Here is a 25,163-nt window from a genome sequence, read left to right as displayed (position 1 = left end):
GGTGTGTAAGCGCAGCGATGCGTTGAGCTAACCGGTACTAATGAACCGTGAGGCTTAACCTTACAACGCCAAAGATGTTTTGGTGTGAGAGACGAAATTTTTAGCTTGTTGACGGATAATGTTCATGGCCGGGAGGCGGTGAATAAAACAGAATATGCCTGGCGGCAAGAGCGCGGTGGTCCCACCTGACCCCATGCCGAACTCAGAAGTGAAACGCCGTAGCGCCGATGGTAGTGTGGGGTCTCCCCATGCGAGAGTAGGGAACTGCCAGGCTTCAATTAAGAAGAACCCTCAGCGAAAGCTGGGGGTTTTTTGCTTTTGTGCTTCAGGCTGTTCAGCCACTTACCTGCAGTTTCACACCCGGGGACAGTTCCCGTCAGGTGATCCCGGCCACCGTGCCCGGTTTTTGGTTTATCACCCACCGGGCTCTGCGCTGGCAGAGACGGCACATCCGTAAACCTGTGCTGCACTGCCAGAACCGCTGATACTTATTCTTCTTGCCAGTTTTGCTTACCCGTTTAGGCGGATAAAAAAATGCCCTGTCACAAGACAGGGCATCAGCAAACGCAATACGGATATTTTAATGAATAACCTGGGAAAGGAATGCCCGGGTACGCTCGGAGCGCGGGTTAGAGAAGAATTCATCAGGTGGTGCTTCTTCTACAATTTCGCCTCTGTCCATGAAAATAACGCGATTAGCAACTGTACGGGCAAATCCCATTTCATGGGTCACACAGAGCATCGTCATTCCGTCCTCAGCCAGGCCAATCATGGTATCCAGCACCTCTTTAACCATTTCAGGATCCAGCGCTGAGGTTGGCTCATCAAACAGCATTATTTTTGGCTTCATACACAACGACCGGGCAATAGCGACGCGCTGTTGCTGGCCTCCGGATATTTGACCGGGGAATTTATTAGCATGTTCTGCAATACGTACACGTTCCAGGTAATGCATGGCCAGTGCTTCAGCTTCACGCTTGGGCATTTTTTTCACCCAAATCGGGGCGAGAGTACAGTTCTGCAAGACGGTAAGATGCGGGAATAAGTTGAAGTGCTGGAATACCATTCCAACCTCGTTACGGACCCGTTCAATATTGCGGATGTCATCATTAAGCTCAATGCCATCAACAACAATGCGCCCTTGCTGATGTTCTTCCAGGTGATTGATACAACGAATCGTTGTTGATTTCCCTGAGCCTGAAGGACCACATAGTACAATGCGCTCGCCTTGCTGGACGTTAAGGTTAATATCTTTCAATACATGAAACTGACCGTACCACTTGTTAACATCTTCCAGCGTAATCATCGCGTCGGCAGGTTGAATAGTAATTTGACTCATGATTTTCCTTAGTGCGGTGTGCGCCCGGTATGGAAGCGCTTTTCCAGATACTGGCTATAGCGCGACATGCTGAAACAGAAGATCCAGTAGACCATTGCGGCGAAGACATAGCCTTCGGTTGACATCCCAAGCCATGCCGGGTCAACGGTGGCTTGCTGAACGCTACTGAACAAATCGAACAGGCCTATAATGATGACCAGGCTGGTGTCTTTGAATAATGCAATGATCGTGTTGACCAGCCCTGGGATCACCAGTTTTAAAGCTTGTGGAAGAATGACTAAAATATGGGTTTTCCAGTATCCCAGCGCCAGGGATTCTGCAGCTTCGTATTGCCCTTTTGGCAAAGCTTGTAAACCGCCTCTGACTACTTCTGCAACATAGGACGACTGGAAAAGAACCACACCTACTAACGCCCTGATTAATTTATCTATCGTTGTCCCTTCCGACATAAAAAGCGGCAGCATTACTGAAGACATAAACAGAACAGTAATGAGCGGCACACCACGCCAGAATTCAATAAAAACAACAGACAGAATTCTGACTACAGGCATGCGCGAACGGCGTCCCAACGCAAGAAGAATCCCCAGAGGCAATGCACCGGCAATACCAATAGAGGCGATAATCAAAGTCAGTGTCAGTCCGCCCCACTGGCGTGTTTCCACGCGGCTAAGCCCGAAGAAACCGCCGTACATTAACCACCACACAACGACTGGATAAACGATTACCCATCCGGTGATGTAGCGGCCCCGTTGCGGCATGTTTTTCCAAAACATCGGAAGAATACTCAACAGGCCAATAATCAATGCCGTATTAATACGCCAGCGCTGTTCATGCGGATAGAGCCCATACATAAACTGCCCGAAGCGGGCATGGATGAACACCCAACAGGCACCGTCTTTAGTACAGTCACTACGTGTTGAACCTGCCCAGTTAGCGTGAAAAATAGCCCAGTTGAGCAGTGGTGGAATTAACTGCCACATTAACCACAGGCAGATAACTGTCAGCAGGCTATTACTCCAGGATGAAAACAGATTCTTACGCATCCACAGTAGTGTTCGTCCGGACCTGGAAGCATCAGGACGAGTGTCTTTTGATAAAATAGCTTTACTCATCATGCGTCCTTAACGTTCCACCAGGGCAATGCGGCGGTTATAAATATTCATCAACAACGAAATGCTCAGGCTGATAATCAAATAAACCGACATGGTGATAGCAATAGTCTCGATAGCCTGCCCGGTCTGGTTGAGTACAGTTCCGGCAAAAAGCGATACCATGTCCGGATAACCAATCGCAGCTGCCAGTGAGGAGTTTTTCACTATATTCAGGTACTGGCTGGTCAGTGGCGGGATAATGACGCGCAACGCCTGAGGAATAATAACCTGGCGCAGGGTTATTGGGTTGGGTAAACCCAGGCTGCGGGCTGCTTCATGCTGGCCAAACGGAACCGACTGGATACCCGAGCGAATTATTTCCGCAATAAATGCTGATGTATAGACGGATAAAGCCAGAGTAAGTGCCGCCAGTTCAGGGATTAAAACCATCCCTCCGCGGAAATTGAATCCCCGCAATGCAGGAATATCCCAGTGAATTGCAGCACCAAAGATCAGGTGAGTTAATAACGGTAAACCCAGTATCAACACAAGAGCTACAGGCCAGGTGCGGCGAAGTTGCCCTGTTTTGATTTGGTGTGTGTGATTAAACCGGTACAACCCATAACTGACAACCAGCGCGACCAGTATCGCCAGCCCTGTGGCGATAAGACCTTCCCCAATAATCGGGGAGGGCAGGTAAAGACCGCGGTTGCTTAAGAACACCAGATCAAACAGATCAAGCGCCTGGCGAGGCCCCGGCAAATTACGCAATACCGCGAAGTACCAGAAGAAAATTTGTAGCAGTGGCGGAATATTGCGGAAGGTTTCGATATATATCGTCGAGATCTTCCGTAACAACCAGTTGTCTGAAAGACGGGCAAGTCCAAGGAAAAAACCCAGAAAAGAAGCAAAAATAATACACAGCGCGGAAACCAGCAGTGTGTTGAGCAACCCAACGACAAAGACTCTGCCGTAGGTATCTCCCTGTTCATAATCAATAAGATGCTGGACAATACCGAACCCGGCGCTTCTGTCCAGAAAAGCAAATCCGGAAGTGATTCCGCGGTTGTTCAGGTTTGTGATGGTGTTGTGTATCAGATAAATTGCGGCCGTTGCTACCAGAACAATTGCGATAATCTGGTACAGCCAGGCACGCACCGCAGGGTTAGAAAAGGAGAGTTCTCCTTTCGTTTTAAGGCGGCGATGAGACATAAACGAACCTCAGTAATACAATGCGACAGACGTGAGGGCACTACAAATGTAGTGCCCATTACTGCAAAAAATTAACGTACTGGCGGGGCGTACTGGATACCGCCATTGTTCCAGAGGTTGTTGAGACCACGTTTGATTTTCAGTGGGCTACCTTCACCGACATTGCGATCAAAAACTTCACCGTAGTTACCGACCTGTTTAACGATATTGAATGCCCATTTGTTGTCGAGCTTCAGGTCTTTACCAAAGTCACCTTCAGCACCTAACAGGTGTGCCATATCCGGTGTAGAAGGATGCGCTGCTTTTTCATCAACGTTTTTGGAACTGATACCCATTTCTTCTGCGTCCAGCATGGCAAACAGTGTCCAGCGAACGATGGCAAACCAGTCATCATCACCACGACGCACAACCGGCCCCAGCGGCTCTTTAGAGATAACTTCAGGCAGAACAATCCATTCGCCTGGGTTGCTCAGCTTAATGCGCAACGCATAAAGCTGTGACTGGTCAGAAGCCAGCGTATCGCAGCGGCCAGATTCAAGCGCTTTTGCTGATTCATCAGAACGGTCAAATGTTACTGGTGTGTATTTCATGTTGTTGGCTTTGAAATAGTCAGCAACGTTAAGCTCTGTATCGGTCCCGGCCTGAATACAGACGGTTGCACCGTCGAGTTCTTTCGCGCTTTTTAATCCGGCTTTAGAGTGTGTGAGGAAGCCAATGCCGTCATAATAGTTAACACCGGCAAAAACCATCCCCATGCCACCATCGCGGGAAGAGGTCCAGGTGGTATTACGTGAAAGCAGGTCTACTTCGCCAGATTGCAAAGCAGTAAAACGTTCTTTCGCTGTGAGTGGAGTATATTTAACTTTTGAAGCGTCGCCGAATACGGCAGCAGCAATACCACGGCAAACGTCCACATCAATACCCGTGAACTTGCCGCTTGCATCAGCGTATGAAAAGCCCGGTAAGCCATCACTGATACCGCACTGTACGAATCCTTTCTTTTTAACGGCATCCAGGGTTGACCCTGCATGTGCCTGGTTGGCGATACCAAACAGCGCTCCTGCTGCTACCAGAGTGGCTAACGTCAATTTTTTCATAGTGGATCCTGTGTGGCTAAATTATCGTTATAAAAAGTGGCATCCATATTGATGCCATCATCCTGTCTGTGGCGATTGCCGAACTTAATAAAGCAAAGGTGATGCCAGGTTTTAAACTATTCAAAATGTGACAAAGCAATCACCCTGCGTTGAGTGTAGACACGAAATTCATAAAGCAACGCCCTGCCATGGTGCAAAAATGAAACTTACGCCACATAATGGCGCAAAAAAGTTTCATTGATGTGATGAAATTAACGCGGCGAAACAACTGCTAATGAAATGAATTTTTGCTGAGGATTAATATTAATAAACACTACGTTATATGGTTACTTATCTGCTCCGTGTAAGAGAAAGTAACTTAATATTCTATTATTAGTGAATTGGCTGAAGGTTTGTTGCATCCATATAAACATCTGATGATAAAAAATGCACTTCCTTAATGCAGAGTTACCTTTGCCACACTTGTGTGCCGTGTACTCATGGGCTGCAACAGTTGCATCATCATAAGTCCTGCTGTTTCGTCAGCCTATTTTTATAGTTTGTCCTACAGGAGTGGATGGGGTGCTGTTAAGAGTTATCTGGCATTTATATAAATAAATAGTGATTCAGGTGGCTAATAAATCTTACGTATACCGAATGTATTACCTGGTGGGAATGTATTTGAGAGAGTGACTCAGGTAAATAACCATTGTTAATATGTGGCTAATTATCTGAAGGAGGGAAAGCATGCTGTCAGGTTATCTTGCGAAGGGGAAGATTTACAAATAAAAAGGTACCACCCCGTGAAGGGTAGTACCTTTTAAAACAACGGATTAACTGATTAAAATCAGTTCATGCCATATTTTTTCAGTTTTTTACGCAGGGTGCCGCGGTTGATACCCATCATCAGTGCCGCACGGGTCTGATTACCACGGGTGTATTGCATCACCATGTCCAACAATGGCTGTTCAACTTCAGCCAGTACCAGCTCATACAGGTCATTAACATCCTGACCATTCAGTTGAGCAAAATAGTTCTTCAGTGCCTGTTTAACCGAGTCACGCAGGGGTTTTTGGGTTACCTGATCCTGAGAGTTAACGGTAGAAACGGTCAGTACGTCAGAATTTACGCGTTGTTCGAACATAGTTCTGTCAGCTCTTTATTTCTGTTTACGCAAAATTTTCGAAGTATGCCTCCAACGCCTCCAGCTGTTCGCTGGCATCCTCTATGGCGTTGAATGTGCGCCGAAACTGGTCATTTGGAGCGTGTTCCTGGAGATACCAGGACACGTGCTTACGTGCAATTCGGTAACCTTTCACATGGCCATAAAAGCCGTGTAACGCCCGAACATGCTCGCACAACAAGCGCTTTACCTCAGCCAGAGGCAGTGGCGCAAGCAACTCTCCAGTGTCCAGATAATGCTGGATTTCCCGAAAGATCCAGGGTCTTCCCTGAGCAGCCCGGCCTATCATCAAGGCATCAGCCCCTGTATAGTCCAGAACCGCTCTGGCTTTAAGCGGGTTTGTTATGTCACCATTCGCGATAACGGGAATGGAAACTGTCTGCTTAACCAGCCGAATATTGTCGTATTCTGCTTCGCCTTCAAACCTGCAGGCGCGCGTGCGTCCATGTATCGTCAGAGCCTGAATACCACATTGCTCAGCCAGTTGGGCAATCTCTACACAGTTCTGGTGGTCTTTATCCCACCCAGTGCGAATCTTTAACGTTACAGGCACCTCGACCGCATTAACCACTGCGGACAGGATACTTTTAACCAACACCGGATACTGCAGTAGTGCTGAGCCTGCAAGTTTACGATTCACTTTTTTAGCCGGGCACCCCATATTGATATCAATAATCTGGGCACCATTTTGCACGTTAATGCGTGCGGCCTCTGCCATTTCATCAGGCACACTGCCGGCAATCTGTACGGTACGAATGCCGGGTTCATCAACATGAACCATACGTAACCGTGACTTGTCACTTGCCCAGACTTCCGGGTTAGAAGACATCATCTCGGAGACGGTAAGTCCGGCACCCATTTCGTAACACAGCGTTCTGAATGGTCGGTCTGTTATCCCCGCCATTGGTGCGGCGATTAACCGGTTTCGAAGCTGATATTGTCCGATTTGCATGAGTGAAGAAATGACCATACTGTGACTGCAAGGCGGCGTATATTACGCATTTTTTACGCGAGATGAAAGGCCAAACTTTGAACAATCCGCTGTTATAGATCAATGAATCTGTTTCTGGACATGAATGCCGGATAAATTAATCCTAATAATCATGCAATTACATTTTTATGGTTAAATTGTGCGCTTTGAATTTTTCTTAAAACTTCTTAAAAAGAGGGGATAAAAAGCGCTTTGGGCCGGGATAATATGCTGGAAAACCGGGTGTGTAAGGCGAATTGCCGCAGATAAATTGATTGATAATCAAACAGAAGAGCGTGGTGCGAAGACACCACGCTGGGGTAACTCAGAGGCAGGTTCCTGTAATTCGGCACCACTCTTCTTTTTCAACCACCGGGTCAAGTGCGAACCGGCCAGTGTAGGCAGCGCAAACCGAACTTGCCTGGCTGGCAAGGATACCGGAAAGCCCAAGTACGCCGCCTGTAACGGGCAGTACGCCGATAAGTGGGGCTAGTTCACGCAATGGGCCAGCAAGAATGTTTGCGACCACGACATCCGCTTTCAGGCCTTCTGGTTGATCCGCTGGCAGATAAAGTGATAACCGGTCAGAAACGCCATTACGTTCAGCGTTATCCCGGCTGGCCTGAATCGCCTGCGGGTCGATATCAATTCCAATTGCTTTTGCGGCACCCAATTTGAGTGCAGCAATTGCCAGAATTCCTGAGCCACAACCAAAATCGATAACCGTTTTTCCAGCCAGATCCAGCCCATCCAGCCATTGCAGACACAATGATGTAGTGGGGTGGGTACCAGTACCAAACGCCAGACCCGGGTCCAGCAGTACGTTGACGGCATCAGGATCCGGAATATCGCGCCAGCTTGGGCAAATCCATAAACGGTTACCAAACTTCATTGGGTGGAAGTTTTCCATCCACTCACGTTCCCAGTCTTTATCTTCCAGTTGTTCAATTTTATGGTGAAAACCGGATGCTAACAGTGGGTGAACCGACAGCTGTGCAATGACATCATTCATATCTGCTTCGGCATCGAACAACCCGATGACATCAGTATCACCCCACAGACGTGTTTCGCCCGGCAGGGGCTCAAAAACCGGGGTATCATGGGTGTCCTGAAAAGTGACCGAGACCGCGCCCGTTTCCATGATGGCATCACCGAGTTCTTCAGCGGTTTCACCGGTAGCATTAATCTTTAGTTGAATCCATGGCATGGCGTAACTCTTTATTTTCCGGGTGGGTATTCATACTGGCGGTGACTGCAGGGCGCCCAAAGCAATTACCTGCGAGAAAAGCCAGTAAACTTAATAATAGTGACGGGACAATCGGATGAAAGCCCAAATACTGTATCTTCAGTGTGGCCAGCACAGCGTAAAGCAGACCACCAACGATCATGGCTGATAAGGCTCCGGTAGCATTGGCCTTTTCCCAGTAAAGCCCAAGTACGAGTGGCCAAAGGAAGACAGCTTCCAGCCCGCCAAATGCGAGGAGATTCAGCCAGATGATCATCTCTGGTGGATTCCACGCTGCCAGCAATAGCAAAGCACTGAGTACCAGTGTAATCCCGGTTGAGAGCTTTTTCAGCCGGGATTCGTTGTGCGACTGGTCAGGGCGGGTTCTGAGCCAGAGATCTTTAATGATCGTAGCTGATGACTGGAGGAGTTGAGCATTGATGGTCGACATAATCGCGGCCATTGGCGCAGCCAGAAAGATCCCCGCTAAAGCTGGTGGCAGGACAGTAATCATCAATGTGGGAATAACCAGATCAGGTACGGTCAGGTCGGGTAGAATTGCGCGTCCCAGAGCGCCCGCGAGATGCATTCCCAGCATCAGTACCGCGACGACGATCGTGCCGATAATGATCCCACGATGAACGGCCTTGCTGTCTTTGTAAGAAATACAGCGCACCGCGGTATGGGGCAAACCGATAACGCCAAAACAGACCAGTACCCAGAATGAAGCCATAAATGTGGGTGACAGAATATTGTCTGCTCCTTTTGGAGAGACCAGTTGCGGATTAATATGCGACAGTTTTTCTACGGCTATATGAACACCGCCTGCCTGGTGAATAATACCGACAAGCAACAAGACGGTACCCAGCAGCATGACGATCCCTTGCATCGCGTCATTTAATACGCTGGCCCGAAATCCGCCAAAGGCTGTGTAGAGTGCAATAGTGACGCCAAAGGTAAGCAACCCAGTGTCATAAGGAATGCCTGCAGCGGTTTCCAGCAAACGGGCACCACCAATAAATTGCACCGTCATTGCGCCTAAAAATGCGACAATCAGGCTGAGGCTTGCCAACCATACCAGCAGGTGGTTCTGGTAACGGGCATACAGCATGTCATTGAGCGTCACGGCGTTGTAGCGGCGTGCGAGAATCGCAAATTTCTTACCGAGAATCCCCAGAGACAACCAGATAGCCGGCAACTGGATCATGGCCAGAAGCACCCAGCCAAGCCCATATTTGTAAGCCGCACCGGGCCCCCCGATAAACGAACTGGCGCTGACATAGGTGGTCGTGAGCGTCATGGCGAGGACAAAACCTCCCATTGAGCGCCCTCCCAGGAAATACTCATTCAAAAAGTTTCCTTGCTTACGCCTGCGGAATGCATAAATAGAAATAGCAAATACCAGCGCTAAGTAGCCGACAAGCGGGAGCAGAACTTCAGTCTTCATGGTTCTCCTCCAGCGGAATATCGCGGAATATGTGGGTGACCATCATCTTGCATAGAAAAATAAATACCACGGGGACCACCAGACAGGCTGCTTCAAACCAGTGAGGCAGGCCTGTTACGCCCTGGACGGAGTCGGGTAAATATCCCGCAGCAATCCACGCAGCTAAATAAAGAAGGGTTAGCCAGAGTGCCCAGCGGGCTTCTCTGTGGGCCTGAACAAAACGCGCGTCCATCGTTATCCCTTGTAAAAGATCAAAGCCGGGATTGTACCTTATGGACGATGAGAGGAAATAAAAAAAGAAAAGGGCCGGTAACCGGCCCTTCAGATTCCTGCAGGGGATTATTTTTCCTGCAAACCGAGTTTTTTCTCCAGATAGTGGATGTTGGTACCACCATGCTGGAAGTTCTCGTCACTCATAATACGTGATTGCAGATCAACGTTGGTTTTGATGCCATCAATGATCAGTTCTTGCAACGCATTGCGCATACGGGCAATCGCAACATCACGGGTTTCACCGAAGCAGATAAGCTTGCCTATCATTGAATCGTAATAGGGTGGAACGGTATAACCTGCGTAAATGTGAGATTCCCAACGCACCCCAAAACCACCTGGAGCATGAAAACGCGTGATCTTACCCGGGCTTGGCAGGAAGGTATTAGGATCTTCGGCATTAATACGGCATTCAACCGCATGCCCACGAACCACAACTTCTTCCTGCTTAATGGATAATGGCTGGCCTGCAGCAATGCGTAACTGTTCTTTGATCAAGTCGACGCCAGTGATCATCTCGGTCACCGGGTGTTCAACCTGAATACGGGTGTTCATTTCAATGAAATAGAACTCACCGTTTTCGAACAGAAACTCAAATGTGCCGGCGCCACGATAGCCGATATCCACACAAGCTTTCGCACAGCGCTCACCAATATAGCGACGCAGTTCAGGAGTGATACCTGGTGCCGGGGCTTCTTCCACAACTTTCTGGTGGCGGCGTTGCATGGAGCAATCGCGCTCAGCCAGGTAAATTGCGTTACCCTGCCCATCAGCCAGTACCTGAATTTCCACATGGCGCGGATTTTCCAGGTATTTTTCCATATATACCATGTCGTTATTGAAAGCGGCTTTCGCTTCCGCACGGGTCATGGTGATGGACTGGGATAAGTCAGCTTCTTTACGTACAACGCGCATCCCACGGCCACCACCGCCGCCAGATGCTTTGATAATCACCGGGTAACCAATGCGTTTGGCAATGGTACGGTTTTTATCCATGTCGTCGCCCAAAGGGCCATCAGAACCAGGTACACAAGGCACGCCAGTTTTTTTCATGGCTGTGATTGCAGAAACTTTATCACCCATCAGACGGATAGTTTCTGCTTTCGGACCGATGAAAATAAAACCAGACTGCTCAACCTGCTCTGCAAAGTTCGCGTTTTCAGACAGGAAACCATACCCCGGGTGAATAGCAACTGCGCCTGTGATTTCAGCAGCAGCGATAATTGCCGGGATATTGAGGTAACTTTTAACTGAAGGCGCCGGTCCAATACAAACCGTTTCATCTGCCAGCAGTACGTGTTTTAAATCGCGGTCCGCGGTGGAATGCACTGCAACCGTTTTGATGCCCAGCTCTTTGCAGGCACGCAGGATGCGTAATGCAATTTCACCACGGTTAGCGATGACAATTTTATCCAGCATGTTCGCCTCGTTATTCGATGACGACCAGCGGCTCGTCAAATTCAACCGGTTGACCATTTTCGACCAGAATGGCTTTCACAACGCCTGACTTATCCGCTTCGATCTGGTTCATCATTTTCATTGCTTCAACGATACATAAGGTATCGCCAGCGCTGACTTTCTGACCCACTTCTACGAAGTTTTTCGCATCCGGGCTTGGCGTGCGATAGAACGTCCCAACCATTGGGGAGCGTACGATATGACCACTGATCTCAGCAGAAGCTTCTTTTACCGGCTCAGCAGCAGGAGCTACGGCTGATGCAAGTGCAGGTTGAGCGGCGGGCATGGCAACCGGAGCAGCATAAGCCTGCTGCATCATGGGAGCCGGGTTCACCACTGCGCGGCTGATGCGAACAGACTCTTCGCCTTCAGAAATTTCCAGTTCAGCGATGCCAGATTCTTCAACCAGCTCGATCAGTTTTTTAATCTTACGAATATCCATGAGTGCGTTCCGTACTCTTGTTAGTTTGATTGTGACAGACGTTTTACCGCTGTCTGTAGTGCATATGAATAGCCATCGGCGCCTAAACCGCAAATGACGCCAGAGGCAATATCAGATAGATATGAATGATGGCGGAAAGGTTCCCGCGCATGCACATTGCTGAGATGTATTTCTATGAACGGAATGTTCACAGCCAGTAACGCATCACGCAATGCCACGCTGGTGTGCGTATATGCGGCCGGATTTATCAGGATATAGTCAACGGTGTCTTTAGCCTGATGAATCCGCTCAATCAGCACATGTTCAGCGTTAGATTGCAGATGATCCAGCACAGCACCCAAACTTTCTGCTTCTGCTTCCAAATGAGCCACTATCTCGGGTAACGTTTGTGAGCCATACTTCTCAGGCTCACGTGTCCCAAGCATATTGAGATTCGGGCCATTCAAAAGCAAAATGTGAAAATTGTTCGCCATCGTGCTGCTATCTCCAGCAATTTTCCAGGTAATTTACAAAATATACCTTAAGGCTGTTATTGTCACCTGAGAGCACTAAAATAACGCTCCAGAGCGAACCAAAGTCGCACATTATAATGATTTCGTGGCATTTGGCAGCTAAATACTGGTCTTATCAGGGAAGATAATCAACATGCGATGAGTATGGGTACTGATGAGGGCCTGTGGCATCAGGCCCGGCGGGCTTATCGGCGACGAAACCACTGGCGAAATGTTTTGTATCGCCATATTAATAGCAGGATTGCCGCACCTGCATACAGCAAAGGCAGTGGCGACAATATTTTTACTGACCAGATATAGTGAATCGGTGCAAGGATAGCGACCAGATAGACTCCGTTGTGTAATGTTTGCCAGCGCCTTCCCATCCACTGTTGCAACTTCCTTGTTGATGTTGCTGCCAGTGCCAGCAAAATAATCCAACAGGCTATTCCCAACGTCAGGTAGGGGCGATGAATTATTTCCTCGCCAAGCAACCGATATTGTGTGATTCCCAGCTCCAAAAAAATGTAGCTTAATAAGTGCAGGGATGCCCAGGCAAAGCACCACAGCCCGGTTAGCCGCCTGACCCGGATAAGTAGTGGTTGTTTCAAATATTTCGCAAGCGGCGAAATCAGCAACGTTACCAGTAAGCATTTCAGAGCCATACGGCCAGTAAAATGCTGAATGTCCTTCGCCGGGTCCGCACTTAACCAACCATAGTGCACGGCAAAAAATAGCCATGCCAGTGGTAAAACAGCCAGCAGGTGCAGCAGGCCTTTTAGAATTCGAATATGTTGAAGTGTCAGGCGCACTTAAAAATTCTCCCGCAGATTCAGCCCACGGTACAGTGAAGCAACCTGGTCCGCATAGCCATTGAACAAGAGTGTGGGCTGGCGTTTGACATCAAGAATACCGCCGCTGCCAATGAAACGTTCTGTAGCCTGTGACCAGCGGGGATGGTCAACATGAGGATTTACATTGGCATAAAAGCCATATTCATCAGGAGCAGCCAGGTTCCATGTACAGGGTGGTCTTTCACGCGTCAGACGAATACTGACAATCGATTTTATGCCTTTGAAACCGTATTTCCAGGGAACAATCAGGCGAACCGGAGCACCATTTTGTGGCGGTAAGGCTTTGCCATAAACCCCGGTTGTCATTAAGGTCAGAGGGTGCATTGCTTCATCAATGCGCAACCCTTCCACATAAGGGTATGCCAGGCCACCGCCAATGAATCTGTCTTTTTGGCCGGGCATTTGATCGGGGGCGTAGCGAGTTGTGAAGGCAACATACTTTGCATTGCTGGTGGGTTCCGCCAAAGCCAGTAGTTTGGCTAAAGGGAAACCAATCCAGGGAACCACCATTGACCAGGCCTCTACGCAGCGCATACGGTAAATTCGTTCTTCCAGTGGTAGTTTTTTATATAAGTCATCATGATCAAGCGTGATTTTCTTTGCAACTTCACCGCTTATGGTCAGCGTCCATGGGTCGGTAATCAGGGTGCCTGCATTCGCTGCAGGGTCCGCTTTATCCAGGCCAAATTCGTAGAAATTATTATAACCAGTGACTTTATCTTCCGGAGTTAATGTCAATTTTGCTTGCCAGGCTTCAGGGCGGGTAAAGGTCAGTGGTTTGCCCGAAGGTGCTGCCGGTCTGTCATTACCTTGAAACCACGACAATACATCTGCCTGTGCTTTTGCCTGCAAGCCAGCACTGGCTACGCCAATGCCCAACATTTTCAGAACCTGCCGGCGCTGCATAAAAAATACGCTTTCATGAGTAACATCGTTTTCACTGAGGTGTTTTTTCATTTTCATTATTGATTGCCTTTGTTGCCATGCAGGTGGGTTGTTCTAAGCATGGCGGGCGGAATCAGATGAAGCCAGTTTCAAATATTCAACTTTCTGTTAAGACTTATGAGGCAGAGAAAGTGCCCGTTGGCCGATTTGTCTGCGCCAGCACTGGGGATTTGTTGAGAAAAACCCTGGTTAGCGCAGCGATATTTGCTAGTATGCAGTGTGTTTTACGTGCATCTGTTTTCATGGCTGGCGCTCATTTCGAACGAGTCTGCATATTATCCAATTAACGAGGTGCCCGACGGAGTTCACACAAGGATGCGACTGACAACAAAATTCTCTGCCATTGTGACATTACTGTCCGGGCTGGCCATGCTGGCTGTTCTGATAGGGTGTTCATGGAGTTTCTATACCGCGGTTCAGGTGAAGCTGAACCAGCGGGTGAGTGCGATCGCCACTATCGTAGATAATCGCCTGCTAGAGTACCCGCCAGAAACTCAGTCACGCTTTTTCGATGAAATTATGACGCCTGTTGATGTGGTTAGAATGGTTATCCGCCAGGATGGCGTGCCCATTTTTCTCCATGACCAGCCCGAAGGGTATAACCCGGCAGGTCTTCCTCAGCAGTATAAATCGCTGAATGTCCCTCTGGTTAAACACCCAGGTATGACACTGACGCTGGTCTGGATGGATCCAATGGCCAATTACTTTCACTCTATTCTGGCAACCACACCATTATCTATTGCGGTGTTGTTCATCGTGATAATGGCCTTGCTCGCTGTCTGGTGGATCAAACGGCAGTTTCAGGGGCTGGAACATCTTGAAGCCCGGGCTATTCGTATTCTTAAGGGGGAACGCCGGGCAGGAATTCGGGGAACAATGGATGAATGGCCTCACAACCTGAGTAGTGCACTTGATGTGCTGTTGGCTGATATCCAAAATGCTGGCGAGCAACAAGGCAGGGTGGAGAATCTGATTCGTGCCTATGCCGCTCAGGATTCCAGAACAGGGCTGAATAATCGTCTGTTTTTTGATAATCAACTGGCAACCTTGCTCGAAGGGCAGGACAACGTTCAGAGTCATGGTGTTGTTATGATGATTCGCCTGCCTGACTTTGAAATGCTGCATGAAACCTGGGGAAGAAGTGTTGTTGATGATTATCTCTACAGCCTGGTCAACATGCTTTCCACTTTTATCATGCGTTACCCGGGAGCATTACTGGCGCGTTATTATCACAGTGATTTTGCTGTGCTGTTACCCCACCGCTCACTAAAAGAAGCCGGTAGCATTGCCGGCCAGTTACTTAATGCCGTAGATGCACTGCCTCCCACTCCTATGCTGGACCGTAACGATATGCTGCATATTGGGATTACCGCGTGGCGCAGTGGGCAATCAACTGAGCAGGTGATGGAGCAGGTTGAAGTGGCTACCCGGGAAGCAATGCTTCATGGTGGCAATGGCTGGTCAACCTGGGATGAATCAACCCCAGAAAAAGTGCGCGGCAATGTGCGTTGGCGTACTTTGCTGGAAGGGGTTTTACAACGAGGTGGACCACGGATTTACCAGAAACCCGCAGTGATGCAGGATGGCGTAGTGCACCATCGGGAATTGTTGTGCCGGATATTTGACGGGCAGCAGGAGGTCCTTTCGGCTGAATACATGCCAGTAGTGCAACAGTTTGGTCTTGCTGATTCCTGGGACCGGCAAATGATTAGCCGGGGAATCCAGTTGCTCCAGTTCTGGCCTGAAGAAACCTTCGCATTTTCAATTACGGTGGATTCTCTGCTGCGCCCTCCTTTTCAGCGTTGGCTACGTGACACACTCATGCAATGTGAGAAATCGTTAAGGCGACGAATTATTTTGGAACTCCCTGAGGCAGATGTGTGTCAACATATCGGTCGTCTGCAATCTGTTATTCGGTTAATCAAAGCGCTGGGTAGCAGAGTTGCCGTCAATCAGGCTGGTCTGACACTGGTCAGTACGGCTTATATAAAGGAACTGAATGTGGAGTTGATCAAACTTCACCCCGGTCTGGTGCGCAATATCGAAAAGCGCACAGAGAATCAGTTGTTGATACGAAGTCTTGTTGAAGCATGTACCGGCATGCAGACGCGAGTTTTTGCCACTGGTGTCAGGGCTCGTGGTGAGTGGCAAACGTTAGTTGATCGCGGTGTCAGTGGCGCGCAGGGTGATTTTATTGCTGCAACACAGGCACTGGATACGAACGTAAAAAAATATTTGCAAAGATACTCGGTTTAACCTGCCGTTTGTGATGTTTTCACGTAGAATAACGTCCGCTGAATCCTATGGGAGCCTCGGCTTGCCGGACGGAGTATCTCAGCAAACCGGACAATTTATGGCCAGCCATGTAACAAAATATAAAGTTGCTTAGTGGCATTTTACTGGTACACCGGGAGCCAGGTAGCAACTTTGTAAAGCTGGAAATGAATTGCACTATTTTTCACCGATGCAGAACGTTTTTGCGCCTTGTCGCTGTGTCGAGTGGTTGGTAAAGTAAGCGGATTTTGTTTCCGCCCCAGCTTGCAGGATTATCCCTTAGTATGTTGAAAAAATTTCGTGGCATGTTTTCCAACGACCTGTCCATTGACCTGGGTACCGCGAATACCCTTATTTATGTAAAAGGACAGGGCATTGTGTTGAATGAGCCGTCTGTTGTGGCCATTCGCCAGGACCGTGCTGGTTCGCCGAAGAGTGTGGCTGCAGTAGGCCATGATGCAAAGCAAATGCTTGGCCGTACACCTGGCAACATTGCTGCTATTCGTCCTATGAAAGATGGCGTTATTGCAGACTTTTTCGTGACCGAGAAAATGTTGCAGCACTTTATCAAGCAAGTGCATAGCAATAGCTTTATGCGCCCAAGCCCGCGAGTACTGGTTTGTGTGCCTGTTGGCGCCACTCAGGTTGAGCGTCGTGCTATCCGTGAGTCCGCACAGGGTGCTGGTGCACGTGAAGTCTTTCTGATTGAAGAGCCGATGGCTGCTGCAATTGGTGCAGGCCTTCCGGTTTCCGAAGCAACCGGTTCTATGGTTGTAGATATCGGTGGTGGTACAACTGAAGTTGCGGTCATCTCTCTGAATGGCGTGGTGTACTCTTCTTCTGTTCGTATTGGCGGTGACCGTTTCGATGAAGCTATCATTAATTATGTTCGTCGTAACTATGGCTCACTGATTGGTGAAGCGACAGCCGAACGTATTAAGCATGAAATCGGTTCCGCTTACCCGGGCGACGAAGTTCGTGAGATTGAAGTTCGTGGGCGTAACCTTGCTGAAGGTGTGCCTCGTGGGTTCACGCTGAATTCAAATGAAATTCTTGAAGCCCTGCAGGAGCCTCTGACAGGTATTGTGAGTGCGGTTATGGTTGCGCTGGAACAGTGCCCGCCAGAACTGGCTTCTGATATCTCTGAACGCGGTATGGTATTAACAGGTGGTGGTGCGTTGCTGCGCAATCTGGACCGCTTGTTGATGGAAGAAACGGGCATTCCTGTTGTTGTTGCTGAAGATCCTCTGACGTGTGTTGCTCGTGGCGGTGGTAAAGCGCTGGAAATGATCGATATGCACGGCGGTGATTTGTTCAGCGAAGAGTAATTAATGCTGAAAGGGGCAATCGCCTGATTGCCCTTGTTGCCAGCCCAGGAATACGCATAGCCTATGAAGCCTATTTTTAGCCGTGGCCCTTCGCTACAGATTCGCCTTTTTCTGGCCGTAGCGGTGGCGCTGGGCGTCATTGTTGCGGACAGCCGCCTGGGTATGTTTAGTCAGATCCGGGCCTATATGGATACGGCTGTCAGCCCTTTCTATTTTATCTCCAATGGCCCGCGGGCATTGCTGGACAGCGTGTCACAGACTCTGGCATCGCGAGATCAACTAGAGCTGGAAAACCGTGCTCTGCGTCGGGAATTATTACTAAAGAACAGTGATTTGCTTCTGCTTGGGCAGTATCGGCAGGAAAACGCACGCCTGCGTGAATTACTGGGTTCTCCTTTGCGTCAGGATGAGCAAAAAATGGTGACGCAGGTAATTTCGGCGGGTACCGACCCATACAGTGACCAGGTCGTCATTGATAAAGGCAGCGTGAATGGGGTTTATGAAGGCCAGCCGGTTATCAGTGACAAAGGCGTCGTTGGGCAGGTTGTTGCCGTAGCGAAATTTACCAGCCGGGTGTTGTTAATTTGCGATGCCACACATGCTTTACCTATTCAGGTATTGCGTAATGACATCCGTGTTATTGCTGCAGGTAATGGCTGCACAGATGATCTCCAGCTTGAACATTTACCTGCCAATACAGATATCCGGGTCGGGGATGTGTTAGTGACATCCGGTCTGGGTGGGCGTTTCCCGGAAGGTTACCCCGTGGCGGTTGTCTCTTCTGTCAAACTGGATACACAGCGTGCTTACACTGTCATCCAGGCGCGTCCTACTGCGGGTCTGCAGCGCTTACGCTATTTGCTGTTGCTGTGGGGGGCCGACCGCCAGGGGTTACACCCAATGACACCAGATGAAGTCCACCGTGTTGCCAATGAGCGCCTGATGCAAATGATGCCGCAAGTATTGCCAGCTCCGGGGCAAATGGGGCCGCCTGCGCCAATACCTGCGCCAGCAACGGGCCTGTCTCAACCACCGGCAGCTACTGAACCCCAAAACGGGGCGCCATCCTTACAGGGAGGTCAGTAGTGGCGAGTTATCGTAGCCAGGGGCGTTGGGTAATCGTTTTATCTTTTATCATTGCGCTGATATTGCAGGTTATGCCATGGCCGGAACAAATCATTGTTTTCCGGCCAGATTGGGTATTGCTTATCCTTATTTACTGGATACTGGCGTTGCCGCACAGGGTAAATGTTGGTACCGGATTTATAATGGGAGCCATACTTGATCTTATCAGTGGCTCAACGCTGGGTATCCGGGCACTTTCACTGAGCATTATTGCCTACCTGGTTGCGTTAAAATTTCAGCTATTGCGCAATCTTGCCTTATGGCAACAGGCGTTAGTGATTGTAGTGCTCTCTCTGGCTGCTGATTTACTTGTCTTCTGGGCTGAGTTTTTGGTCATTGACGTTACATTTCATCCGGAAATTTACTGGAGCAGTGTGGTCAATGGCGTGCTTTGGCCCTGGCTTTTCTTACTTATGCGCAAAGTGCGCCAGCAATTTGCCGTGCAGTAGCAGGTAATGATGACAACATTGTATCTCGCTTCAGGTTCACCTCGTCGCCAGGAATTGCTGACGCAGTTGGGCGTTTCATTTGAACGCATTGTTACTGGTGTGGATGAAATCCGCCAGCCAGGGGAAACCGCGCAACAATACGTGTCACGCCTCGCCCGGGATAAAGCCACTGCCGGGGTTGGCATGGCCTCCCGGGATTTACCGGTATTAGGTGCAGATACCATTGTGGTATTAAATGGAGAAGTTCTTGAAAAACCGCAGGATCAAGCTCATGCCTGTGCTATGTTACAGTTACTCTCCGGGAAAACGCACCAGGTTATGACTGCAGTTGCCATTGCGGACAGCACCCATTTGCTGGACTGCCTGGTAGTGACTGAGGTGACATTTCGCCCATTATCAGAGCGTGATATCGCAGAGTATGTTGCATCAGGTGAACCAATGGATAAAGCTGGAGCATATGGAATCCAGGGGCTGGGGGGGCGTTTTGTGATAAAAATTAATGGTAGTTACCACGCTGTGGTTGGCCTGCCTCTGGTTGAAACTGATGCATTAATAGCGACGTTTAGTGCGTTACGCGAAGGAAAAAACAATCATGACGGCTGAGTTATTAGTCAATATTACCCCTTCTGAAACTCGGGTGGCTTACATTGATGGTGGAATTCTGCAGGAAATCCACATTGAACGTGAAGCTCGCCGGGGAATTGTAGGCAATATCTACAAAGGTCGCGTGAGTCGTGTACTTCCGGGCATGCAGGCGGCATTTGTAGATATTGGCCTTGATAAAGCAGCATTCTTACATGCCTCAGATATCATGCCGCATACTGAATGTGTTGCGGGTGAAGAACAGAAAAACTTCACGGTACGGGATATTTCCGAGTTAGTTCGTCAGGGGCAGGATCTGGTGGTTCAGGTGGTGAAAGATCCCCTGGGCACGAAAGGCGCCCGTTTAACGACAGATATTACACTCCCTTCCCGCTATCTGGTTTTCATGCCTGGTGCGTCTCATGTTGGTGTATCACAGCGCATTGAAAGTGAAGAAGAGCGTGAGCGCCTCAAACAGGTTGTGAGTGTTTATTGCGACGAAATGGGCGGTTTTATCATTCGCACCGCGGCAGAAGGTATATGTGAGAAAGACCTGGCTTCTGATGCTGCTTATTTGAAACGCGTCTGGCGTAAAGTTATTGAACGCCGTAAACGCCCTCAAACCCGCTGCCAGCTGTATGGTGAGTTAGCACTGGCTCAGCGAGTATTGCGTGACTTCGCTGATGCCTCACTGGACAGAATTCGCGTAGACTCCCGGCTGACATATGAAATGCTGCTGGAGTTTACTGCTGAATATATTCCGGATATGACAGCCAAGCTGGAACATTACAGTGGCCGCCAGCCTATCTTTGATCTCTACGATGTTGAAAATGAAATCCAGCGTGCTCTTGAGCGCAAGGTTGAACTGAAATCTGGTGGGTATTTGATTATCGACCAGACAGAAGCGATGACCACCATTGATATCAACACGGGCGCTTTTGTGGGGCACCGTAACCTTGATGACACCATCTTTAACACCAACATTGAAGCGACTCAGGCCGTTGCCCGGCAGTTACGTTTGCGCAACCTGGGTGGGATTATCATTATCGATTTTATCGACATGAGTAATGATGACCACCGGCGCCGGGTATTACACTCCCTGGAGCAGGCTCTGAGCAAAGATCGTGTTAAAACCAGTGTTAATGGTTTTTCTGCCCTTGGCCTGGTGGAAATGACCCGTAAGCGTACACGGGAAAGTGTGGAGCACGTTCTGTGCAGTGAATGCCCAACTTGCCATGGGCGTGGTACTGTAAAAACCGTCGAAACCGTCTGCTACGAGATTATGCGTGAAATTGTGCGCGTCCATCATGCTTATGATTCTGATCGTTTCCTGGTTTACGCTTCTCCGTCTGTTGCTGAAGCACTGAAGAGCGAAGAATCTCATGCACTGGCTGAGGTAGAAATTTTCGTAGGTAAACAAGTTAAAGTTCAGATAGAGCCGCTCTATAATCAGGAGCAGTTTGATGTGGTCATGATGTAGCACTGCCGCCAGCAGACAAGGAGAGAAATGTGAAGCGACTGCCGGGCATCTTGCTGCTCACCTTTGCTGCACTGGTTGTCGTTATTGCGCTACTGGTCAGTGGGCTGCGCCTTGCCTTGCCGCATCTGAATAGCTGGCGGGAACCCATTCTTGCTAAAGTTGAACAGGTTACCGGTATTCCTGTCGAGGCCAGTGAAATCCATGCTTCATGGCAGACATTTGGTCCTACCCTGGATATTCGTGACATCAATGTCCTCCTGAAAGACAGAGGCACCCTCACTATCAAGCGAGTCACGCTGGCGCTGGATATCTGGCAAAGCTTGTTACACACTCGCTGGCAATTCCGTGATCTTACTTTCTACCAATTAAACGCCGTGACCAATACGGCCATTTCCCATAACGGTGAAACGACAGATTTTGAGGTCAGTAAGCTCAATGATCTGTTTTTACGGCAATTTGACCACTTCGATTTGCGCGACAGCAACATCAGCTTTTTAACGCTTTCAGGCCAGCGGGCCAACTTACATATTCCTCATTTAACCTGGCTGAATGACAATAAACGTCACCGGGCCGAAGGTGAGATAAGCCTGTCCAGTTTTAACGGGCAACACGGGCTGGTGAATGTGCGCATGGATTTGCGTGACCAAAATGGCACGCTGAACTCCGGGAAAATCTGGATGCAGGCAGATGATGTCGATGTTAAGCCCTGGTTTGGTGAGTGGATGCAGGACAACGTTAAGTTGAATCGTGCACGCTTCAGCATGGCGACCTGGGTCAATATCAAAGACGGTGAGCTGGAGAGCGCGGACATCTGGCTACAGCAAGGTGGCGCGGAATGGTCTGGTGACAAATTCCGGCATCAGCTTTCGGTACAAAATCTGCTTACCCATATCTCTAAGCTGGGCACCGGCTGGCAAGTGCAATTTCCGTTATCAGGTCTGAAACTGGATGATCAGTCGTGGGCTCAGGGGAGTATGGTGCTTGCCTGGCTACCCGATGCTACAAAAAAAACGGCTACTCCCGCGTTTTCAGGGGGGGAACTACGCATTCGGGCGAACCAGTTGACTCCTGATTACCTGGCGCCGTTGCTCCCGCTGGCGGAAACATTCGCTCCAAAATTTGTCGATGTCTGGCGTACTCTGCACCCGGCAGGAAATATAGACTTACTGGCGCTGGATATTCCCTTAGATAAACCAGAAACATTGCGCATGCAGGCGCAGTGGCATGACCTTTCCTGGAACCAGTGGAAGCTACTGCCAGGTGCACAGCATGTTGGCGGCAATATTATGGGCAGCCTGAACAATGGCCGTCTTTTTCTGAATATCCATAATGCCCGTATGCCTTATGAGCATGTTTTCCGCGCACCACTGGAAATCGCACAAGGTGATGCTACTTTACGTTGGCAAAATGATGCTCAGGGTCTGCGGATTGACGGAAATAATATCAATGTACAGGCCAATGGTGTTCAGGCTCATGGCGATTTCAGTTATCAGCACCCGGAAGGTGACCAGCCCTGGCTTAAAATACTGGCCGGGATCACGGCAACTGACGGGGGGCAGGCATGGCGCTATTTCCCGGAAAACCTGATGGGCAAACCGCTGGTGGATTATCTCAGTGGTGCGATTAAAGCCGGGAAAGCGCAAAATGCGACACTGGTTTACTCAGGAAACCCTCATTTTTTCCCATATCTGCATAATGAAGGTCAGTTCCAGGTTTTTGTTCCACTCAAAGACGCGACTTTTGCTTTCCAGCCAGACTGGCCTGCACTCCAGCATCTTGATATTGATCTCGATTTTCGTAATGACGGTTTGTGGATGAAGGCTCCCAAAGCGATTTTGGGCGGGGTTACTGCCAGTAATCTGGACGCCGTGATTCCTGACTATGCTAAAGAAAAACTATTTATTGATGCTGATATCAAAGGGCCGGGGGAATCTGTTGGACCATATTTCAAACAAACGCCTCTGGCGGATACGCTTGGCACAACCCTTGATGAACTCAAACTGAAAGGGGATGTAAGCGCTCGCTTACATTTGGCTATACCTTTAGATGGTGAAATGACGACAGCGCAGGGAAATGTTTCTTTGCGTGATAACACGTTGTTGGTTGTTCCCCTTAACAGCACCTTGCATCACCTGAGCGGCGAGTTCAGCTTTAATAATGGCAATTTAACCAGTGGGCCGCTGCAGGCAACCTGGTTTAATCAGCCTCTTACCGTTGATTTCACAACACAAGAGCAGGAAAAAGCGTATCAGGTGGATATTAACCTGAATGGTAACTGGCAGGCTGCCAGTACTGGTGTATTGCCTGAGGCTCTTAGCCAGAATTTAAAAGGTTCTTTCGGCTGGAAAGGGAATGTTGGGGTGACCTTACCTTATCGGGGGGATGCAACCTGGCAGGTAGACCTCACAGGTGACTTGAAAAATGTAAGTAGTCACTTACCAGTCCCGGCGGCTAAACCTGCTGGTGAGCCTTTGCCTTTGGTCATCAAAACGAAAGGTGACATGCACAGTTTTTCGCTGACCGGCAGCCTTGGGCAGAGCACGCACTTTAATAGCCACTGGTTACTCAATAAAAAACTGACACTGGATCGAGCTATTTGGGTGTCTGATTCGCGGAGTATTCCCCCGTTACCTGAAAACCAAATGGTGGAACTTAACCTTCCACCACTTGATGGTGCTCAATGGCTGGCTGTCTTACAAGCCGGGACGGCTGAAACAGTAAGCAACAGCGCGAGCTTCCCGGATGCTGTCACATTGCGAACACCTTCATTCCAGTTTGCAGGACAGGCATGGAACAACCTCAATCTGGTGATGCATAAAGCTGCCGACAGCACAATTGTTGACGTAACCGGGCGTGAAATTAATGGCAAATTAACCCGGCGTGAAAATACCCCATGGGACGTATCGCTGAACTACCTTTATTACAACCCGGCTTTATCTGAGCTCAAGGTTGATAAAACGGCTGAAAACACATTGGCGGCGACCGGCAGTACAACTGATTTTAGCCAGTGGCCTGATTTGAATATGCGCTGCGCAGAATGTTGGCTGATGGGGCAAAAATATGGTCGTATTAACGCAGATTTAGCGATTCAGGGTAATACGCTTACGTTAACTCAGGGCCTTATTGATACGGGCTTTGCAAAGTTGACGGCGAGTGGTGAGTGGGTTAACCAGCCGGGTAGTGAAAGGACATCGCTTAAAGGCGTCCTGAGCGGCAAGTCGATCGATAAGGCAACCGGCTTCTTTGGCGTTGGTACTCCGTTACAAGGGGCTTCTTTCAACACCGAATACGACCTGCACTGGCGCAATCTTCCCTGGCATCCTGATGTTGCCTCACTGAATGGGGTAATTAAAACCAAACTGGGTAAAGGAAAAATATCTGAACTGGAAACAGGGCATGCGGGCCAACTTCTGCGGTTGGTGAGTTTTGATGCCTTATTACGTAAATTGCGCTTTGATTTCAGTGATACTTTTGGCAGTGGTTTTTATTTTGACTCCATCCGTAGCACTGCCTGGATTAAAGACGGTACGTTGCACACCGATGATACGCTGGTGGACGGGCTGGAAGCTGATATAGCAATGAAAGGTACTGTTGATTTGGTTAACCGGCAGTTGAACATTGAAGCTGCTGTGGCACCTGAAATTTCAGCAACTGTGGGGGTGGCTACGGCTTTTGCGGTGAACCCGATAGTTGGTGCTGCGGTGTTTGCCGCCAGTAAAGTACTGGGGCCTTTGTGGAGTAAAATTGCCTTGCTGCGTTACCAAATCACGGGCCCGATAGATAAGCCGCGGATTAACGAAGTATTACGGCAACCTCGTAAAACCGCCACGCAATGATTTGACGTTAGCGATGAATTACCGCAAGCTCAATAGATAAAACATTTCACCACCCGTTGGGTGGTCAGCATAAGAGTAATAAGCAC

At 49.1% G+C, this 25,163-nt stretch carries 21 protein-coding genes and 1 rRNA gene; 8 read left to right on the top strand and 14 right to left on the bottom strand.

The genetic code is table 11. From position 1 onward, the window contains the following. Window positions 1–157: 157 nt before the first annotated feature. Window positions 158–273, top strand: a 5S ribosomal RNA gene (gene rrf / locus DES37_RS18250). Between the two features lie 307 nt (window positions 274–580). On the opposite strand, the gene DES37_RS18245 is transcribed toward rrf, so the two are convergent. The 14 genes from DES37_RS18245 to msrP all read right to left on the bottom strand — a co-directional run bounded on the left by DES37_RS18245 (window position 581) and on the right by msrP (window position 14,021). After that, complete coding sequence (locus tag DES37_RS18245) at window positions 581–1,339, bottom strand: amino acid ABC transporter ATP-binding protein (protein ID WP_036105083.1); 759 nt, start codon at window positions 1,337–1,339, stop codon at window positions 581–583. Window positions 1,340–1,347: 8 nt separating this feature from the next. After that, window positions 1,348–2,451, bottom strand: a complete 1,104-nt coding sequence (locus tag DES37_RS18240; protein ID WP_036105081.1) for an amino acid ABC transporter permease — start codon at window positions 2,449–2,451, stop codon at window positions 1,348–1,350. Between the two features lie 9 nt (window positions 2,452–2,460). Then, window positions 2,461–3,642 carry an amino acid ABC transporter permease gene (locus DES37_RS18235; protein ID WP_036105079.1) on the bottom strand — a complete coding sequence of 394 codons (1,182 nt, stop codon included), beginning with the start codon at window positions 3,640–3,642 and terminating at the stop codon, window positions 2,461–2,463. A 71-nt stretch (window positions 3,643–3,713) separates the two neighbouring features. Beyond that, complete coding sequence (locus tag DES37_RS18230) at window positions 3,714–4,739, bottom strand: amino acid ABC transporter substrate-binding protein (RefSeq protein WP_036105075.1); 1,026 nt, start codon at window positions 4,737–4,739, stop codon at window positions 3,714–3,716. A gap of 826 nt (window positions 4,740–5,565) precedes the next feature. Continuing rightward, window positions 5,566–5,862: a DNA-binding transcriptional regulator Fis gene (gene fis, locus DES37_RS18225; RefSeq protein WP_000462905.1), complete on the bottom strand. Its 297-nt coding sequence runs from the start codon at window positions 5,860–5,862 to the stop codon at window positions 5,566–5,568. A 25-nt stretch (window positions 5,863–5,887) separates the two neighbouring features. Beyond that, a complete protein-coding gene (dusB, locus tag DES37_RS18220) occupies window positions 5,888–6,853 on the bottom strand; it encodes a tRNA dihydrouridine synthase DusB (RefSeq protein WP_036105067.1) in 966 nt (321 codons plus the stop codon). A 343-nt stretch (window positions 6,854–7,196) separates the two neighbouring features. Continuing rightward, window positions 7,197–8,078, bottom strand: coding sequence for a 50S ribosomal protein L11 methyltransferase (gene prmA / locus DES37_RS18215; RefSeq protein ID WP_036105063.1), 882 nt, complete (start codon window positions 8,076–8,078; stop codon window positions 7,197–7,199). After that, on the bottom strand, window positions 8,053–9,543 hold the full coding sequence (panF, locus tag DES37_RS18210) for a sodium/pantothenate symporter (protein ID WP_110027173.1): 1,491 nt from the start codon (window positions 9,541–9,543) through the stop codon (window positions 8,053–8,055). Before panF ends, prmA begins: the two co-directional genes overlap by 26 nt. After that, on the bottom strand, window positions 9,533–9,775 hold the full coding sequence (locus DES37_RS18205) for a YhdT family protein (RefSeq protein WP_110027171.1): 243 nt from the start codon (window positions 9,773–9,775) through the stop codon (window positions 9,533–9,535). Before DES37_RS18205 ends, panF begins: the two co-directional genes overlap by 11 nt. Window positions 9,776–9,882: 107 nt before the next feature. Next, complete coding sequence (gene accC, locus DES37_RS18200) at window positions 9,883–11,232, bottom strand: acetyl-CoA carboxylase biotin carboxylase subunit (RefSeq protein ID WP_036105054.1); 1,350 nt, start codon at window positions 11,230–11,232, stop codon at window positions 9,883–9,885. A 10-nt stretch (window positions 11,233–11,242) separates the two neighbouring features. Further along, window positions 11,243–11,713: an acetyl-CoA carboxylase biotin carboxyl carrier protein gene (gene accB, locus DES37_RS18195; RefSeq protein WP_110027169.1), complete on the bottom strand. Its 471-nt coding sequence runs from the start codon at window positions 11,711–11,713 to the stop codon at window positions 11,243–11,245. Between the two features lie 20 nt (window positions 11,714–11,733). Beyond that, window positions 11,734–12,186 (bottom strand): type II 3-dehydroquinate dehydratase, encoded by a 453-nt coding sequence (gene aroQ, locus DES37_RS18190; RefSeq protein WP_110027168.1) that lies wholly within the window; start codon window positions 12,184–12,186, stop codon window positions 11,734–11,736. A gap of 224 nt (window positions 12,187–12,410) precedes the next feature. Further along, entirely contained in the window at window positions 12,411–13,016 is a 606-nt protein-coding gene (msrQ, locus tag DES37_RS18185; protein ID WP_110027166.1) for a protein-methionine-sulfoxide reductase heme-binding subunit MsrQ, read from the bottom strand. Further along, a complete protein-coding gene (msrP, locus tag DES37_RS18180; protein ID WP_110027164.1) occupies window positions 13,017–14,021 on the bottom strand; it encodes a protein-methionine-sulfoxide reductase catalytic subunit MsrP in 1,005 nt (334 codons plus the stop codon). 297 nt (window positions 14,022–14,318) lie between these two features. Here msrP and csrD point away from each other — a divergent pair, with 297 nt between their 5' ends. The 7 genes from csrD to yhdP all read left to right on the top strand — a co-directional run bounded on the left by csrD (window position 14,319) and on the right by yhdP (window position 25,077). Further along, entirely contained in the window at window positions 14,319–16,259 is a 1,941-nt protein-coding gene (csrD, locus tag DES37_RS18175; RefSeq protein WP_110027162.1) for an RNase E specificity factor CsrD, read from the top strand. Window positions 16,260–16,561: 302 nt separating this feature from the next. Further along, on the top strand, window positions 16,562–17,605 hold the full coding sequence (gene mreB, locus DES37_RS18165; RefSeq protein WP_000913396.1) for a rod shape-determining protein MreB: 1,044 nt from the start codon (window positions 16,562–16,564) through the stop codon (window positions 17,603–17,605). A gap of 63 nt (window positions 17,606–17,668) precedes the next feature. Next, complete coding sequence (mreC, locus tag DES37_RS18160; RefSeq protein WP_036105031.1) at window positions 17,669–18,691, top strand: rod shape-determining protein MreC; 1,023 nt, start codon at window positions 17,669–17,671, stop codon at window positions 18,689–18,691. Then, complete coding sequence (gene mreD, locus DES37_RS18155) at window positions 18,691–19,179, top strand: rod shape-determining protein MreD (protein WP_036105019.1); 489 nt, start codon at window positions 18,691–18,693, stop codon at window positions 19,177–19,179. Before mreC ends, mreD begins: the two co-directional genes overlap by 1 nt. 9 nt (window positions 19,180–19,188) lie before the next feature. Further along, complete coding sequence (locus DES37_RS18150; RefSeq protein ID WP_036105011.1) at window positions 19,189–19,782, top strand: Maf family protein; 594 nt, start codon at window positions 19,189–19,191, stop codon at window positions 19,780–19,782. Beyond that, on the top strand, window positions 19,772–21,241 hold the full coding sequence (rng, locus tag DES37_RS18145) for a ribonuclease G (RefSeq protein WP_036105004.1): 1,470 nt from the start codon (window positions 19,772–19,774) through the stop codon (window positions 21,239–21,241). The genes DES37_RS18150 and rng overlap by 11 nt, the downstream gene beginning before the upstream one ends. Window positions 21,242–21,270: 29 nt before the next feature. Next, window positions 21,271–25,077: an AsmA2 domain-containing protein YhdP gene (yhdP, locus tag DES37_RS18140; protein ID WP_110027160.1), complete on the top strand. Its 3,807-nt coding sequence runs from the start codon at window positions 21,271–21,273 to the stop codon at window positions 25,075–25,077. Window positions 25,078–25,163: the final 86 nt, after the last annotated feature.

It is taken from the genome of Mangrovibacter plantisponsor, from assembly GCF_003182475.1.
In the GTDB taxonomy this organism is placed as follows: domain Bacteria; phylum Pseudomonadota; class Gammaproteobacteria; order Enterobacterales; family Enterobacteriaceae; genus Mangrovibacter; species Mangrovibacter plantisponsor.
Note: the sequence above shows the minus strand (reverse complement) of the source record. Positions and strands in the feature narration are given on the sequence as shown.